The organism is Pseudomonas sp. c313 (genome assembly GCF_055407145.1).
This window is the reverse complement of the sequence record NZ_JBUZRD010000001.1, coordinates 105,740-121,658: the sequence shown is the minus strand read 5'-3', so window position 1 is coordinate 121,658 and position 15,919 is coordinate 105,740. Positions and strand designations below refer to the sequence as shown.

Sequence of the window (15,919 nt, the reverse complement as noted above, 5' to 3'; positions counted from 1 at the left end):
TTAGTCACCTGCTTCGATTTTAACAATCACATCTGTGATGGATTGATAAACACGCTCCAACTCTTTAAGCACTTTACTACGTTCGGATCCGTTGATTGCCGCATTCCACTTATTCAACATAGCTTCTATGTAATTCAAAGACCGGTAGTGATCGGCATCTTTCCAAGCGATAAAAAATGGACATCCGTTATAACAGCTAAAAAATGGGTGTTTAGTACAAGCAACTTGACTTCCACAGGACCCCACTACTGCGGGGGCAGCTATAACTGGGATCAGTATTGGATTACCTGGCGAAATCGGCGCTATCTTCCCTGCAAAAAATGCAGCTGTGAGCTCGGAAAAGATACCGCCTAACTTTCTTCCGACACGATCCAAGAGTGGACAAAAATCAGATACTAGGCAGTCAATATATGCGTTTACTGCGAAAAGGCTCTTATGCTCCAACACATACCTTATCTCTTCGCTAGTACATCCCTGCATGGCCATTTGTGTTGCGCCGCTATGACGAATACGATAAGGCGTCAAAATCAAGATTTCGTTGGTTCTAGGGCTAATGATTTTCTTTTTTCTGGACCAGTTTTTTATCATAGCGTCGAAATTCGATTTTGTGCCAGGTTTAGATGTTACAATTAGCCGCCCCTTAGCCTTTTGACACTCACTTACGCCTTCACGCTTTCCATACTCTAAAATTTCATTAGCTAGTTCAGCTGTAATAGGCCACAAATCACTGGGCTGTCCCGCGTTATACTTAATTTTCGGAATTCTCAAGAAGAATTCTTTTTCACCTAAAATACCTGGCGGCGACCAGAGAGCCTCAATATCCATACTTGAAATCTGCATTGGTCGCTTGAGCGTTTCAAAGGAAATCCAAACAAAAAGTCTTGCAACATTTTCATCCCATGACTCGTTCCCACTCTCAAGCATCGCTCGGCGCACCAACTCCAGCTCTGCGTTAGTCAAAGCCCCACGTTTTTTATCCCAATCCGATATAACTCTTGTCGATGGCGAGCCCACTGCAATTTGATTAAGTTCAGCAGCGTAAATTTCGTCCGCCTGGGCCAAACCATTATCAGCACAATATGTATAAAATTTTCTAAAACAAAGCCTTATAGACTTCGACGCGGTAGCGAACATCTCAAAAAGTTCATGCCATGACAACGACGAAAAATTTTTCCACTCATCCTTCCATACAACAGCCATCATCTTTAATGCTGACTTCACTTCATTTACAATTGCCGGCGTATGGTCTTGAAGTTTATCACACACATATTCGTATGCTGCATCAACTACCTGAGAGCAAAACAGGTACATGGAAAAGTCAATCCAATACCTTCTGCCCCTCCAGATACTTTCTATCCTCGGCCCAGTCACATCAATCAACAAACAGGAAGAAGGATCAGCGTAACACTTTATGAAGATATTCCCGTCGCTGTTTACATACTTCCCCTGTTCATTGACTTCCATTCTGAACCCTCCTCTTATTATTTTCAGTAACTTTTCTACGTGTAGAATCTCTCACTGCCCGGTTTGCATAAAGAAGCAAAGACGTTTCACTTCGCCATCCCCCCATATATACGATGCTATCGATTGCAGCGCTTCGGTCAGGAGATTCCTGAGCTGCAATATATAATCGGTTAAACTTTGAATGGCGAAGCAAATGCCATCTAAACGTTACTCCAGATTTCCGCTGAATGACATTTGCGATGCGGCTCGCGGCAGAACAAGACAAAGGTTTTCCTGCGCCAAAACTTCCATGCGCAACAAACAGATAATCATGATCTAAAAAATTAGTCACTCTCATCTTGCCCCTGATAAATTTCTTCATGACCCTATATTTCTTTACATACAGCTCAAGCAATCCAACTAGATCATCATCCTCAGGCTGCATATACAAATATCGACCTAGCGTTTTAACTTTTGGATTATAAGGAACTCTGGAGTCTAGATTGCTATTTCTTCTATCCAGATGAACTATTTCAACATACGGATCACTACCCGACAAATTCAAATCTTCCAACCTAAGCGATAGTGCCTCACCAATTCTTAATCCAAACGCTTTTACGAGTCGCCATAATAAATAATTTCTATGACAAATACCCTTGTCAAATTTTGCCTCTTCAAATTCATGTAGCAAGAGATTCTCGATTGAATTAATTTCACTATCGCTCAAGTCCAAAGCGAGTTTTCCTCCCTCCCCTCCAATGGTCGCCTTACTCCAAAAAAAACGCTGCGTATTAACGAGGGCAATTAACTCCACATCCGCCTTAATCAGCTCACTCGAGCTTACATAGTTGAAAACAAACCACACGACAAAAGTTTTACAGCTTTGCATTACCTGCCTATTGTAGGAGCTGATAGTGTTTGAGTCTTTGTCAACCACCTCACTGAGCCAATCCGAGAAACTTTTTATTTGTTTATAGCGAAGCCCAAATCCACTCAATAGATAGAATTCTAAATCGACTTTTCCTTCGCTAGCCCAAGTAAATAAAAATGCTACGTGATGAAACAGGGTAAATATGCTACCTTTGTTTTTTCTTTCCCCTCGGGCGTACGCTGCCTCGAAAAGCGATGCAGCCAAAGACGGAACCAGTGTTCTAGAATTGACAAATAAGCATCTACCGATCCCTTCGGCTTGAAACTTGACTAGTTTATACCGTAGATTTTTTCGACCCTTCGATATGCGAAGATTAACTTTCACAGTTCACGCCCCCATTTAGATTCGCAGGCGTCCGTCCATATGCAGCCAAACAATGCACATCGATATAGATTTTTCTTACCTATAGCGAACAATAACGAGCGGAAGATCACAGACACATAGAATTTCTTGCCCATGGGCTTAGCATCCCACCAAGCAACGCCCGGTAGACCAATTAGAGATTCGGCTCGAAATTGATATTGAAGGTGTGATCTTTTAATACACATGCGCACAACCCCGACGTCTTAGTAAACGTTCGTGGGTACAGATGCGCGTCAGCGGACTCCGACAGGCGGTCGCTATCTATGGTCCCGAGGCGTTGCGATGACGCCCCTAATTGACGATAGCGCGCTATCAGCAGGTTCGCCACTCCGCAATTTAATATATTCCTAAAATTAAGTAGGCACCTTTCGATCCACTAAATCATGGATAAAGCCGAAGCTGACCGTCATGACAAAATGCTTGAACTCGCCGAGTTGCTGGCAGAAGTGTTGCAAAAAGCCGTGCCGTCCCTGAGCGAGCAGCAGGTGGAGGAAGCCGGGATCTACATGGCGAAGAATCGCGATGTGTTTGCCAAGGCGTTCAAGAGCCAACCGGACGCGCTGTCCGAGTTGCTGAACCCGCCGGCGGAATAAAGCCAGAATTGAACAGGCCCTGAATCATTGGTTCAGGGCCTTTTTAATGCCTGGCTTTTGTACAAACAGCTCAGCGGTACAACAAGCGCTCCGCCAACTCATCCGCCACCCGCGCGGGCGAGCGTTTTTCGGCCTGGGCATGGGCGAAGACTTCGGTCAGGCGGGTGCCGATGTTCGACAGGTGGGCAGTGATGGTCGAAAGCTCTGCACCGCCGTGCTTTAGGGCGACGTAGATCAGCCCGCCGGAGTTGATCACATAGTCCGGGGCGTAAAGGATGCCGCGACCTTCCAGTTGGTCGGCCACTTGCAGGTTGGTCAACTGGGCGCTGGCGGAGCCGGCCACCGCCGCGCAACGCAACTGGGCGACGCTTAGGCGGTTGAGTACCGCACCCAGGCCGCAGGGTGCGAGGATGTCGCACGGGGTGCTGAGCAAGGCGTCGTTGGCAATCGGGTGGGCGCCCAGTTGTTCCATGGCCAGTTGTACCTTGCCGTGGTCGATATCGCTGACCAGCAATTCAGCGCCAGCAGCATGCAGTTGCTCAGCCAGGGCGAAACCCACATTGCCCAGGCCCTGGATTGCCACCCGCAAGCCTTCCAGGTTATCGCTGCCCAGGCGCGCCATGGCAGTGGTACGGATGCCGGCAAATACTCCCATGGCGGCATGGGGTGATGGGTCGCCAGCGGCAGTGGTGCTGGTGACGTAGCGAGTTTGTTGGGCGATGCAATCCATATCGGCCACGGAGGTACCGCTGTCGATGGCGGTGATGTAGCGGCCGTCGAGTTGTTCAATGCAGCGACCGAAGGCTTCGAACAGCGCCGAACGGCTTTCCACATGGGCGGGGCGAATGATCACCGCGTTGCCACCGCCCACAGGCAAGCCGGCCAGGGCGGCCTTGTAGCTCATGCCCTGGGCCAGGCGCGCAGCATCCGCCACGGCACTTTCATCGTCCGGATAGGCAAGGTAGCGACAACCCCCCAGGGCGGGCCCCAGGCGGCTGCTATGAATGGCAATGACCGCCTTCAACCCGGTCACCGGGTCAACACTCAGATGCAGCGATTCAAGGCGAGTGCCGTGCATGAGAGCAAACATCGTCTAGCTCCCGAATCACTTCTTGTAGTCGCTAAGTATAGGCTGTCGGTGAAAGCTTGCCGAAGTACGCCGGAATAAGCCGGCCGGTTTTACGGGCTTTACGACATAACCAGATAGGACGCTTCTCAAGAGACTGGACGAAACTTCACAGCAAGGCTAAAACGGGACATCCGTCGGAGAAAGTGATGAATCCCCGCCAAGCCTTTTTTGCCTGTCTGGACCGGTCACCGCCCGCGCTGTTTGAAGCAGCGCTGTGGATTGCTGCCGAGCATGACCCGACCGTGGAACCACTGACCATCCTGCACGATTTCAAGCTGCTGCAGCAGCGGATCAGCCTCAGCATGCCGATGCTGCCAGCCGATGAGCTTGGCCAGCCATTGTTGCGACGAATGAACGACCTGGGGTTCGCCCAGGATGACTACACCCCACTGCGCCCCGCTGCCGCCCTATTGGACAAAGTCTTGCAACGCCTGCGCGGGCAGCCATTGGCCCTTGGGTTGATCGCCCTGGAACTGGCGCGGCGCCTGGACATTCCCATGGTCGGGGTGAACTTTCCGGGGCACTTCCTGCTGCGAGTATCTGGCGCTGATCATCTACTGGACCCTTGCGGTGGCAGACGCTTGTACCCCAGCGATTGCCGCGAACTGCTGCAACGCCAATATGGGCCGAACCTCAAGCTGCAAGCCGATCACCTGCACACCGCCGAACCTCGGCAGATCCTGCAACGGCTGTCGCGTAACCTGCGCCAACTGCACCTGTCCAACGACAATCACCTGGCCGCCCTGGTGGACGCTGAGCGAGTGCTCGAACTGGGCAATGCCAGCGCTGCCGATTACCTGGCCAGGGCCAGCTTGTATCAGCGCCTGGACTGCCCGAACGCCGAGCGCTTTGACTTGGAGCATGCACTGATGCTCAGTGAAGACCCGATCCAACGGCTGCGCCTGACTGAGCGGCTGGGGCATTTGCCGCCCAACTCGGTGGTGCATTAAGAGGCGGATGACATGGCCTGAATGTTAAACCGCGTCGCGCCCATCGCAGCCTCGCCAAGGCTCGACAGCTCCTACAATTGATCGGTGACCGACTCAGGATTTAGCCAGGGTTTTAAGAATGTCGAGTACCGCGCGAAAGCTGGCAATCTGTATAGCTATCGCAGGCAAGCCACACTGCTCTATGGCGTGTCCGGGGTATCAGGTTGGTTGGCAGGGTGTGCCTGAACAAACGCCGGATGCTGCGCAGCCAGCGCCGCCACTCGCCGAATCCGTGGGTACGCCGCCAACGACACCTTGAACCGCTCGGCTGCATACACCTGCGGAATCAGAAATGCATCTGCCATCCCCGGCTGCTCGCCAAAGCAATAGCCCTGATCCCCAATCAACTGCTCCACAGCCCCAAGCCCTTGGCGGATCCAATGGCCGATCCATTCCAGCACTTGCGCCTCGTCATGCCCCCACTGGCGCAGCAGGTTCTGCGTGCTGGAGTTGTGCAACGGGTGGATATCGCAACCGATGATCGAGGCCACCGCCCGCTCGTGGGCACGGGTCGCCAGGTCGCGGGAGAGCAATGGCGCCTGTGGATAACGCTCCTCCAGGTATTCGATGATCGCTGGCGACTGAATCAACAGTTCGCCATCCTCGGTACGCAAGGCCGGCACGCGACCTTGCGGGTTGATCCTCAGGTACTCCGGCTGACGATTGGCGCCGCCCTTGGGCACCAGCAGGTTGACCGGTACCGCCTGAAAATCCAGGCCCTTGAGCGCCAACGCGATACGCACCCGATACGACGAAGTGGAACGGTAGTAGGTATAGAGTTCCATCGCCCAGCCCTCTCAGCGCGCCGCGACCACAGTGCCCCGGCATTCGCCAAAGCCGATGGAGGCAAAACCATCACGGGTACAGCGGGCCCGCAGGATGACTTCATCGCCATCTTCAAGGAATTTACGGACTTCACCGGACGCCAATTCAATCGACTTTTTCCCGCCTTCGGTGATTTCCAGCAGGCTACCAAACTGCCCCGCCTCAGGCCCGGACAAGGTGCCCGAACCAAACAGGTCACCGGCCTGCAATTGGCAGCCGTTGACACTGTGGTGCGCAACCATCTGCGCCACGGTCCAGTACATATGCCGGGTGTTGCTCAGGGTCAGACGATGGGCCGGCAGGTTTTGCTCGCGCATCGTTTGGGTGGTCAGCAGCACTTCCAGCTCGATATCAAAGGCACCGGCCGCTTGGTCACGCTTGTCCAACAGGTATGGCAGCGGCTGCGGATCGCCCTCAGGACGCGTCGGTTGAGCCTTGCGGAACGGCTCCAGAGCTTCGGCCGTCACCACCCACGGCGAGACGCTGGTGATAAAGCTCTTCGACAGGAACGGCCCCAGCGGCTGGTATTCCCAGGCCTGGATATCCCGCGCCGACCAGTCGTTGAGCAGGCAGAAACCGGCAATGTGCTCGGCAGCGTCGCCAATGGCAATCGAGTCGCCCATGGCATTGCCCTGACCGATCCAGATACCCAGTTCCAGTTCGTAGTCCAACCGGGCGCAAGGGCCGAAGGTCGGCTCGGTCTGGCCGGCGGGCAGGGTCTGGCCTTTGGGGCGGCGAACATCCGCGCCCGACGGGCGAATGGTCGACGCACGGCCGTGATAACCAATTGGCACATACTTGTAGTTGGGCAGCAATGGGTTGTCGGGACGGAACAGTTTGCCGACATTTTGTGCGTGTTCGATGCCGACGTAGAAGTCGGTGTAGTCATTGATCTTCGCCGGCAGGTGCATCTGGCAATCGGCGGCCAGGGGCAGCACTTTCGCCCCAAGGGCTTCCAGTTTGCCCCGCAGGGTGCTGCCTTCGCTGAGCAGTTCCAAAAGGCGCTCGCGCAGGGCAACGCGAGGGCCACGGCCCAGGTCGAAGAAGGCGTTCAATTGACCGCCAGCGGTAGCTTCTACAGCACTGCGGGCTTGGCCTTCAAAGAAATCCAGCGCGGCATGCAGGTCGAAAATATGCTCACCGATGGCCACGCCACTGCGCGGCGCCGAACCGTTAAGGCTGAACACACCCAGCGGCAGGTTTTGCAAAGAGAAATCGCGGTGACCGTTGGCGGAGGTCACCCAACTGCGAGTGATGGCGGACTGAGTCATGGGTTATCTCCGGTTCGGGTTGAAGGTTGCCGGCAGCGAGGCCCAGCAAGCGTCGTAATTGTTTTGCAGCTGTGTGCATTCCAGTGCGAACTGAGTGGGACGCAGCACCTGGCTGGTCTCGAACATGAACGCCATGGTGTTATCGATCTTGTTGGGCGCCAGGTCCACAGCGATGGCCTTGGTGCAGGTCTCACCATCCGGCCCGTGGGCGCTCATGCAACTGTGCAGGGACGCGCCGCCCGGCAGGAAGCCTTCGGCCTTGGCGTCGTAGGCGCCCTGGATCAGGCCCATGTATTCGTTCATCAGGTTGCGGTGGAACCATGGCGGCCGGAAGGTTTTTTCCGCCACCATCCAGCGAGGCGGGAAGATCACGAAGTCGAGATTGGCCAGGCCGTGGACACTGGTGGGCGAGGTCAATACGGTGAAAATCGACGGGTCCGGGTGATCGAAACTCACGGTACCGATGGTGTTGAAGCGGCGCAGGTCGTATTTGTACGGCACGTTGTTGCCGTGCCAGGCCACTACGTTTAGTGGCGAATGATCCAGCTCGCAGCACCACAGCTCGCCGAGAAATTTTTGCGTCAGCGTCGTGGGTTGCTTGAGGTCTTCGTAATGGGCCACGGGGGTGAGGAAGTCCCGTGGATTGGCCAGGCCGTTACTGCCAATTGGGCCGAGGTCCGGCAGGCGCAGCGGTGCGCCATGGTTTTCGGCAACGTAGCCGCGGGCCTGGGCGTCCAGCAGTTCAATACGAAATTTCAGGCCACGAGGCAGTACGACGATTTCCAGCGGCTCGACATCCAGCACACCCAGTTCGGTGGCGATGCGCAAGCGGCCTTGCTCGGGAACGATCAACAGTTCGCCGTCGGCGTTGAAGAACACCCGGTCCATCGAGCGATTGGCGCAGTAGTTGTAAATGCTGATGCCGGACGGTTTTTGCGCCGCCGAATTGGCGACCATGCCCACCAGGCCGTCGATGAAATCGGTCGGTTCGCTCGGAATATCCAGCGGGTTCCAGCGCAGCCGATTGGGGGTCACAGCACCCAGCGGGCCACCGGCCAATTGCCGCTGCAGCTTGACGAACGCCGGGTGATTGGCCGACGGCTGGATGCGGTACAGCCAGGTGCGCCGGGCTTCGCTGCGGACCATGGTGAAGGCGGTGCCGGAGAATAGTTCGGTGTACAGCCCGTAGGGCGCTTTTTGCGGGGAGTTCTGGCCGACGGGCAATGCGCCTGGCAGGGCTTCGCTGGCAAATTCATTGCCAAAGCCCGATTGATAATCGAGGGTCATGGATCTTCCTCTACGCTGAAGTTATTTTTATCGTAATCCAATTACGCATAACGTAATTTGATTGGTATTGACCGTCAAGCTATAAAGACGCCCATTCGTCTTTCGGATTCACGCCTTCCATGGAAAAGCCGCGCGCTACCCGCGACACCGGTAAACAGAAAGTCCGCTCGGCCGAGGTCGGCACCGACATCCTCAAGGCCCTGGCCGAACTGTCACCGGCCACCTCGTTGTCGCGCCTGGCCGAACATGTGCAGATGCCGGCGAGCAAGGTCCACCGCTATTTGCAGGCGCTGATTGCCTCGGGCTTTGCCGAACAGAACACCGCCACCAACCATTACGGCCTGGGTCGCGAAGCCTTGCGCGTCGGGTTGGCCGCCCTGGGCAGCATGGATGTACTGAAAGTCGCCGCCCTGCCCCTGGCGGAACTGCGCGACGAATTGAACGAAACCTGCTTTCTCGCGGTGTGGGGCAACCAGGGCGCAACCGTGGTGCATATCGAGCCGGCGGTGCGCGCCGTGACGGTGGTGACGCAATTGGGCTCGGTGCTGCCGCTGCTCAGTTCCTCCACAGGATTGGTGTTCAGTGCCTTTCTGCCGTCGCGGGAAACCGTGGACTTGCGCCAGCGGGAGATAGAGGCCGGGATCGCCCATACATTGGCGGACGATCAGGCATACGCCACGGCCTGTGAACAGATTCGCCAGCGCGGCCTGCACTTTGTCCACGGCTTGCTGATGCCGGGGGTCGATGCGCTATCGGCACCGGTGTTTAACGCCGTCGGGCAAGTGGCAGCAGTGTTGACCGTCGTGGGGCCGACTTCGCTGTTTCACGCCGATGAGGACGGGCCGGCAGCCAAGCGCTTGCTGGCAGCAACCCAGGCGGTGAGTTGGCGGATGGGGTATCAGCCTTAAGCCATCAACCCCAGTGTCTTGGCCTTCGCCACCGCTTGCGTGCGGCGCTCCACGCCAAGCTTGCTGTGAATCCGCCGCGCATGGGTTTTCACCGTGTGCAGCGAAATGAACAATTGATCAGCGATTTCCAGGTTGGAGCTGCCCAGCGCGATCAGCTGCAGCACTTCCAGCTCACGATGGCTAAGGGGATTTTCGCCCGCGGCCGTCAATGTTTCCTGAGGTTCGAGCCCCAATTCACTCAACAACCCCGGCTGACGTAACCGCAACTCGCGAATCGCCTGTTGCACCCGGCAACGCCCCGCCAGTTCCAGCCCAGCTTGCAGTGAGCGCACGGCCAACGGCCGATCACCCACTTGCCAGGCCACTTCCCCCAATACCAGGTGCAATTCCGCTTCCAGACAGAGCATGCCGCGTTGCCGGGCGGTGTCCAGCAAGGCGTTGAGCCGGGCCAGCGGTTCGTCGGCTCGGCGCAATTTCACTTCGGCAAGCACCTGCAAATATGCCAGGCGCGGGATCAGCTCCAGGGTGGCCGGCGGTGCCTGTTTCGCCTTCGGCCCGCGATAGTGACGCAGCACGCGGCTGACCGCCTCCAGGGTCAGTTCGGCGCGCCCCTGTTGCAACCAGAAATGCCCGCTGAGCAACAACAGAACCGCCCGGTACACCGTGTCGGGCACCTGCCGTGTTTGCATCAGGCGCTCGGCGTCCCGCAGTTGAATAAAGGCTTGGCCGTAATCGCCCTTGTTGGCCGCCAACAAGGCGAGCCCGAGAAACCCATACAGCACACGTTTGTCCTGGCTGTGCAGGCACATGCCCAGGCCCGATTCAAAGCACTCGGCGGCCACGGTGTCTTGCCCTTGGCGCAAGGCGAGATGCCCTCGCCGCAGGGCGATTCGCCCCACCAATGGCCCTGCCTTGAGCCGCTGCCGGACCAGCATCGCCTGGACATTTTCCAGCAGGCTCTGAGCCCGATACGGCGCGCCGCGCTGCTCCAGCAACTGCGCATGATCCAGCTCCAGCAAAGCCTCCAGCAACAGCGAACCGTGGGATCGCGCCAGGCACAGCGCCTCACGGTTCAGTGTCTGGGCCACGTCCAGCTCACCCCGCAGCAAGGCTTGTTGAGTCAGGCCCGACAGGCACATCAGCCGCGACGTCCAGGCGCTGTCAGGCAAATCTTGCAGGGCCTCAAGAAAATGCTCACGGGCCCGCACCGCCTCCCCTCCCAGGTGCAGCAACCAACCCCATTGCGCCTGCCAGCGTGCCAGCAACTGGCGCTGCAATGGCGCCGAGGGTTGCGGGGTGAAACGCGCCAACTGATCGATACATTGCGCGGCCTGGTCGAAGCGTCCGGCAAACAGCAACGCTGCCGTCACCAGTCCCACCAACTGCGCAGATCCCAGCATCAGTTCATCGCCATGCTGCTCATGCAGGCGCAACAGCAGCACCGCGTTTTGCTGGCGGAACAGGTCTTCAAAACTGAAATGCTGCAACAGGCTGACGGCGACTTCGTACTCCTCGGCCAACAGCGCCTGTTCGAACGCCGCTTGCCAGTCCTCAGCGAGGGTAAACCACTGACAGGCCCGTCGGTGCCAGGAGCGTTTGGCCGGCCAGGCTTCGTCCCGCAACAGTTGCGCCAGGGGCGGAAAAACCTGCAGCCAGTCCGACGAATCCTCCCAGGGTTCGATAAAGGCGCCGAGGGTCTGCAAATCGCGCAAATATTCTGCGCCCTCACCAAAACCGAACAGGTGCTCACACAACCCCGGATTGAACCGTGGCAGGTGTGCCAGCACGCGCCAGGCTTCGGCCAGTTCCGCCGGCAAGGTGCTGAACAGCTCGTGTTGCAGGTAGTCGAGCAAAGTTTGCGCACGGCCATGCCAAGCGCCTCTGTCCGCGTGACCATCACCCTCAAGCAGGGCGATACGCACCCCGGCGCACCAGCCGGCGCTGAATTGCAGCACCTTGTCGGCAGTCTGCCCGGCATGGGAGTGATGGCTGATCAGTTGCTGGACGTCCTCGTGATTGAAGGCCAGTTCCGCACCGCCGCACTCCCACAGGTCATCATCAAGCAGCAGTCGCGGCCAGTTGCAAGACGGCCGCCGCCGTGCGCCCAGCCACCAGGTCAGGGCCGGGCTGCTGGCCGCCAGAGCGCGGTCGAGCAAGGCATCCAACTCAGGCGCCGGCACCCGGCAAAAGTCATCGAGAAACAGCCAGGCCGGGGTTTGCCAACGGCCCAGGTCCAGCAGCAGCGTGGCTTCATCGGTAAAGGCCAAGCCAAGGCTTTGCGCCAGGCGCTGGCAAAAGTCGAGGGTGCCGAGGGCAGCGCCATTGAGGGGCAGCCAATACACTTGGCAGCTCAAAGGCGCCTGTAGCGCGCATTCGGCGAGCAGCGCGCTCTTGCCGCTGCCGGCCGGTGCACAGAGCAATTTCACCCGCGCCGCTGCCGTGAGCAAAGGCTCGGCCAGGCGTGGGCGCAACAGGTGATGGGCAGACAAGCGTGGCATGAATCCAGGACGATCCAGGCACCGGGTCATGGCAGTCATTACGGCATCCCTGTTTTTATTATTAGGCGGCGTGCCCCTACCCTAGTCCTGTGGTCGGCGGTTGTTGAAGGAGTATTCAGCGGGCTGATTGCCGGGCATAAAAAAACCGGGATTCAAAGAAGTCCCGGCACGACGTCTAAAGGTGGGACCCGACAAGCCCGGCTCCCACACTTCGATTGCATTTCAACTAGAGATTAGCGAACCCCTGAGGCGCGCAACGCCGCCGGGGTGTAGTCCGCCGCCTTAGCCGCAAAGCCGAACACGAAGCTGCTTTTCTCCTCATTCTTCATCCCCAAGGCGATGTAGCGGCCGGCGATGATGTCGTACAGGGTCTCGACGGTGTAGGCCGGCACCTGGTGGTCGTAGTAGAACTGCGCATGGCCTTCGGCTACGCGCCACAGTTGGCCACGACCGTCATAGTGATCCACCAGCGCGACCTGCCAGCTGTCTTCGTCGATGTACATGTGGCGCTTGGCGTAGACGTGACGCTCGCTCGGCTTGACCGTGCCGACCACTTCCCAGACCCGGTGCAGCTCGTAGCGGGTCAGGTCCTGGTTGATGTGCCCGGCCTGGATGATGTCGTCGTACTTGAGGGACGGCGAGTCGAGCTTGTAGCTGTTGTAGGGGATGTACACCTCCTTCTTGCCCACCAGCTTCCAGTCATAGCGGTCTGGCGCGCCGGAGAACATATCGAAGTTGTCGGTGGTGCGCAGGCCATCGGAAGCAGTACCCGGTCCGTCGTAGGACACTTGCGGCGCACGACGCACCCGACGCTGGCCGGCGTTGTAGATCCAGGCCAGACGCGGCTCCTTCACCTGGTCGAGGGTTTCATGCACCAGCAGCACGTTGCCCGCCAGGCGCGCGGGTGCAGTGACCGATTGCTTGAAGAAACTCAACACGTTGGCGCCCTTGACCGGGTCCATGTCCGGGATCAACTGCGGCACCGCCACTTCTTCTTCGAAGCGGATCGCCGTGTAGCTGCCGTTAGTCTGCGGCGTGGCCTGGGTGATGATGCGTTTGAGGTTGCCGCCGTGGTAACGGGTGATGTGGTTCCACAGCACCTCAACGCCGGTCTTGGGAATCGGGAAGGCGTAGTAGCGATTGCCGGTAAAGTTCTCCAGGCCATTGCCGTCGTTGATCGACTTGACGTTAAGCGCGCTGCGCTTGATCGACTCGTAGATGTCCGCTGGCAGGTTGACCGTACGGTGGGTCGGGTAGACCGGGATTTTGTAGGTTTGCGGGTAGCGCTTGAACATCGCTACCTGGCCCTCGGACAGCTTGTCCTTGTACTTGTCGACGGTGGCCGCGGTAATCACGAACAGGGGTTTCTCACTGGCGAACGGGTCGGCCAGGAAGCCTTTGCTGTCCACCGCGCCGGCGTTTTTCGGGATACCGCCGGTCCAGGCCGGAATCGAGCCATCGGCGTTACCAGCCTTCTCGGCACCCACCGGGGTCAGGGTAGTGCCCAACTTGGCCGCTTCTTCCGGCGACACTGCCGCCATCACGTTGGCCGCCAACAGGCTCAGCGCCAACACGCCGCACTGCAAAATCGTCTTACGCATGGTTGTTGTCCTTCTTATTGCGAATCAGAAGTTCACGCCGAAGCTCAGCGCGAGGAAGTCGCGGTCAGTCAGGGTGTTGTAGTCACCGCCAAAAAAGTCGGTGTAGCTGAGGTTCGCGGTGTAGGTGTTGCGGTAGTCCGCATCGACACCGACGCTGATAGCCTTGGAGCCCTCGTTGAACAGCCCGTTGGGGCCGTAACCCTTGACGTCGTGGGACCAGGACAGGTTGGGCTTGAAGTTGATCCCGGCGATCACGTTGTTGTACTCAAGGATTGCCCGGGCGCGATACCCCCAGGAGGTGGAGGTGACAAAACCGTCGGTATCACCGCCAAAACCGTATTGGCCATACACCGAGTCGCGGCCATAACGCAGTTTGGTTTTCGACTCCAGCCCGCCGACCCGCACGATGGCCGCTTCGCCGACCAAAGTCAGGCGTTCAGCGCCCAGTATCTGGTCGAAGAACTGGGTCATGGAGGTCTGGAACTGGGTGACCTCCTTGCGCCGGTAGCCGGTATTGTCCGAGCCAAATGAGCTCTGGATCGGTGACGCGGCGCCACCGACAATCGGATTGACCAGGGCCAGGGTCAGGTCCGTGGTGTTGAGTTGCACCGGTGCATTGGGCCGGTAGCTGATTTCCCCGGTCCAGGCCGTACCGGTGGGCAAGGTGGTGGCGAAACTCGCGCCGTACAGGCGGATGTCTTCCGGGTAATCCAGATAATACTGGCCACGCCCAAGCATGGTGCTTTGGGCCAGGCCGAAGCCGGTACCAGGGGCGATAGCGTTGGCGGTGTCGCGGATACGATTGATCGTCGCCAGGTTGGTGTTGGCGGTAAGGGTGCCTACGGTCGGCGTGCGGCTGTGGTAATTCATGAAGTACAGGCCGTACTCGGTGTCGTCCCCCAGCCAGCGCAAGGCTGCGCCGAACTGCCCGGAATCCCGCGCATCACGGTCGCCGGCACGATGGACAACCACACCCTCGTTGGTCACATCAAAGCCCTGACCGAACGCGGCGGCCACCGGTTGCAGCGGCCGGATCGCCGGGCTGCCGACGGTGTAGTTGTTGGTGCAGCCGTCGGCCGCCACGTCACCACCGAAGAAGGTCCCGCAGTTATCCAGCACCGTCTGGTCCCACTCCAACTGGTAGAAACCTTCCACCGTCAGTTGGTTGGTCAGGCCCTGGGAGGCGAACAGCATGTTCACCGGAATCAGCCCTTCCTTGATCTCGGCGCCAGGCCGGCGGAAGGCCGAGACGTCGATCGGGTTGATGCTGTTGATGGAGTTGCCGATGAAGGTACTTTCACCCCAACTGACCACCTGCTTGCCGGCGCGCACGGTGCCCGGCAGATCGCCCAGGGAATAGTTGTGGTAAACGAAGGCATCGAGGATCTGCGCACCGCTGGATTTGGCGCCTTCCTTGCGATTGTGGTCACTGATCTGCTTGAACTCGCGGTCTTCGTCCTTGAGCTCGAAGTCGTACCAGTACTTGCCACGCACGAACACGCCGGTGTCGCCGTACTTGAGCTCCAGGTCGTGCAGGCCCTTGAAGATCTTGGAGAAGGTTTCGCCCTTCTTGAAGTTCTGGCGACCGTCATCCCCGGTCGACGCCTGGCCACTGCCGCCATTGGGAATACCGATCAGTTTGCTGTCGGCATCGCGCATGCCCCAACTGGCGCCTACCGAGAGTGAGGAATCGAATTGCCCTTCGATTTCCCCGATGTTGAACGAAACAGCCTGCGCCTGCGCGCAGCATCCCAAAGCAACAGCAGCGGCCAGCGCCTGTGGCCTGAAGATGGCGCGCATTGTTGTTCTTGTCATGCGTCTTCCCCGGTGGTGTGACAGAAGGCCCCACCCTACTGCCCAACATCAGGAGCGATAAGCGCACCAAGGAGGTATTCGCGTTGTCGCTCGAAAGGATGAATGGGCGCTCTGGGTTGGGTCTTCGCGGGGAGATCGACGAGATGGATGAAGGGATATCAAGAGAATGGATAAGCATCAAGGCGACTGTTGCGATATTGGTAACAGTCCTTGTCCTGAATCAGTGTTTTTCATTCTGTTACAAGAGACTATTCTTGCTTGGCTTT

Annotated in this window: 12 protein-coding genes; 3 read left to right on the top strand and 9 right to left on the bottom strand. The window is 57.8% G+C overall.

The window, feature by feature from the left end; translation table 11 throughout:
• Together ACZRKZ_RS00630 and ACZRKZ_RS00625 are read right to left on the bottom strand one after the other, a co-directional pair.
• Positions 1–1,464 carry a site-specific integrase gene (locus tag ACZRKZ_RS00630; RefSeq protein ID WP_017734296.1) on the bottom strand — a complete coding sequence of 488 codons (1,464 nt, stop codon included), beginning with the start codon at positions 1,462–1,464 and terminating at the stop codon, positions 1–3.
• Positions 1,451–2,578: a tyrosine-type recombinase/integrase gene (locus ACZRKZ_RS00625; RefSeq protein ID WP_146013196.1), complete on the bottom strand. Its 1,128-nt coding sequence runs from the start codon at positions 2,576–2,578 to the stop codon at positions 1,451–1,453. Before ACZRKZ_RS00625 ends, ACZRKZ_RS00630 begins: the two co-directional genes overlap by 14 nt.
• Positions 2,579–3,120: 542 nt before the next feature.
• Between ACZRKZ_RS00625 and ACZRKZ_RS00620 the strand changes: the two genes are divergently transcribed.
• On the top strand, positions 3,121–3,330 hold the full coding sequence (locus ACZRKZ_RS00620) for a YebG family protein (RefSeq protein ID WP_017734297.1): 210 nt from the start codon (positions 3,121–3,123) through the stop codon (positions 3,328–3,330).
• A gap of 70 nt (positions 3,331–3,400) precedes the next feature.
• On the opposite strand, the gene ACZRKZ_RS00615 is transcribed toward ACZRKZ_RS00620, so the two are convergent.
• Positions 3,401–4,420, bottom strand: a complete 1,020-nt coding sequence (locus ACZRKZ_RS00615; protein ID WP_463968033.1) for a Leu/Phe/Val dehydrogenase — start codon at positions 4,418–4,420, stop codon at positions 3,401–3,403.
• A gap of 185 nt (positions 4,421–4,605) precedes the next feature.
• Here ACZRKZ_RS00615 and ACZRKZ_RS00610 point away from each other — a divergent pair, with 185 nt between their 5' ends.
• Positions 4,606–5,409, top strand: coding sequence for a SirB1 family protein (locus tag ACZRKZ_RS00610; protein ID WP_463980435.1), 804 nt, complete (start codon positions 4,606–4,608; stop codon positions 5,407–5,409).
• Positions 5,410–5,588: 179 nt separating this feature from the next.
• Here ACZRKZ_RS00610 and maiA read toward each other — a convergent pair whose 3' ends face one another.
• Genes maiA through hmgA form a run of 3 tightly spaced genes read right to left on the bottom strand, consistent with a single transcriptional unit; the run spans position 5,589 to position 8,831 of the window.
• The gene (gene maiA, locus ACZRKZ_RS00605; RefSeq protein WP_463980434.1) at positions 5,589–6,233 is read right to left on the bottom strand and encodes a maleylacetoacetate isomerase; all 645 of its coding nucleotides are present in this window, start codon (positions 6,231–6,233) and stop codon (positions 5,589–5,591) included.
• A gap of 12 nt (positions 6,234–6,245) precedes the next feature.
• A complete protein-coding gene (gene fahA, locus ACZRKZ_RS00600; protein WP_463980433.1) occupies positions 6,246–7,544 on the bottom strand; it encodes a fumarylacetoacetase in 1,299 nt (432 codons plus the stop codon).
• Between the two features lie 3 nt (positions 7,545–7,547).
• Positions 7,548–8,831, bottom strand: a complete 1,284-nt coding sequence (hmgA, locus tag ACZRKZ_RS00595; RefSeq protein ID WP_463980432.1) for a homogentisate 1,2-dioxygenase — start codon at positions 8,829–8,831, stop codon at positions 7,548–7,550.
• 119 nt (positions 8,832–8,950) lie between these two features.
• Here hmgA and ACZRKZ_RS00590 point away from each other — a divergent pair, with 119 nt between their 5' ends.
• The gene (locus tag ACZRKZ_RS00590) at positions 8,951–9,739 is read left to right on the top strand and encodes an IclR family transcriptional regulator (RefSeq protein ID WP_149411703.1); all 789 of its coding nucleotides are present in this window, start codon (positions 8,951–8,953) and stop codon (positions 9,737–9,739) included.
• On the opposite strand, the gene ACZRKZ_RS00585 is transcribed toward ACZRKZ_RS00590, so the two are convergent.
• The 3 genes from ACZRKZ_RS00585 to ACZRKZ_RS00575 form a co-directional block, all read right to left on the bottom strand.
• The gene (locus tag ACZRKZ_RS00585; RefSeq protein WP_463980431.1) at positions 9,736–12,276 is read right to left on the bottom strand and encodes a LuxR C-terminal-related transcriptional regulator; all 2,541 of its coding nucleotides are present in this window, start codon (positions 12,274–12,276) and stop codon (positions 9,736–9,738) included. The two genes, ACZRKZ_RS00590 and ACZRKZ_RS00585, sit on opposite strands and share 4 nt — an antisense overlap.
• 194 nt (positions 12,277–12,470) lie before the next feature.
• Positions 12,471–13,838: a DUF1329 domain-containing protein gene (locus tag ACZRKZ_RS00580; RefSeq protein ID WP_463980430.1), complete on the bottom strand. Its 1,368-nt coding sequence runs from the start codon at positions 13,836–13,838 to the stop codon at positions 12,471–12,473.
• Positions 13,839–13,862: 24 nt separating this feature from the next.
• Complete coding sequence (locus tag ACZRKZ_RS00575; protein WP_149411705.1) at positions 13,863–15,653, bottom strand: DUF1302 domain-containing protein; 1,791 nt, start codon at positions 15,651–15,653, stop codon at positions 13,863–13,865.
• Positions 15,654–15,919: the final 266 nt, after the last annotated feature.

What these genes read in the sequence shown, in the direction of transcription:
- maiA (WP_463980434.1), bottom strand. Translation starts at nt 6,233, where the DNA reads ATGGAACTCTATACCTACTACCGTTCCACTTCGTCGTATCGGGTGCGT.
- ACZRKZ_RS00610 (WP_463980435.1), top strand. Translation starts at nt 4,606, where the DNA reads ATGAATCCCCGCCAAGCCTTTTTTGCCTGTCTGGACCGGTCACCGCCC.
- ACZRKZ_RS00580 (WP_463980430.1), bottom strand. Translation starts at nt 13,838, where the DNA reads ATGCGTAAGACGATTTTGCAGTGCGGCGTGTTGGCGCTGAGCCTGTTG.
- fahA (WP_463980433.1), bottom strand. Translation starts at nt 7,544, where the DNA reads ATGACTCAGTCCGCCATCACTCGCAGTTGGGTGACCTCCGCCAACGGT.
- hmgA (WP_463980432.1), bottom strand. Translation starts at nt 8,831, where the DNA reads ATGACCCTCGATTATCAATCGGGCTTTGGCAATGAATTTGCCAGCGAA.
- ACZRKZ_RS00590 (WP_149411703.1), top strand. Translation starts at nt 8,951, where the DNA reads ATGGAAAAGCCGCGCGCTACCCGCGACACCGGTAAACAGAAAGTCCGC.
- ACZRKZ_RS00575 (WP_149411705.1), bottom strand. Translation starts at nt 15,653, where the DNA reads ATGACAAGAACAACAATGCGCGCCATCTTCAGGCCACAGGCGCTGGCC.
- ACZRKZ_RS00620 (WP_017734297.1), top strand. Translation starts at nt 3,121, where the DNA reads ATGGATAAAGCCGAAGCTGACCGTCATGACAAAATGCTTGAACTCGCC.
- ACZRKZ_RS00615 (WP_463968033.1), bottom strand. Translation starts at nt 4,420, where the DNA reads ATGTTTGCTCTCATGCACGGCACTCGCCTTGAATCGCTGCATCTGAGT.
- ACZRKZ_RS00630 (WP_017734296.1), bottom strand. Translation starts at nt 1,464, where the DNA reads ATGGAAGTCAATGAACAGGGGAAGTATGTAAACAGCGACGGGAATATC.
- ACZRKZ_RS00585 (WP_463980431.1), bottom strand. Translation starts at nt 12,276, where the DNA reads ATGACTGCCATGACCCGGTGCCTGGATCGTCCTGGATTCATGCCACGC.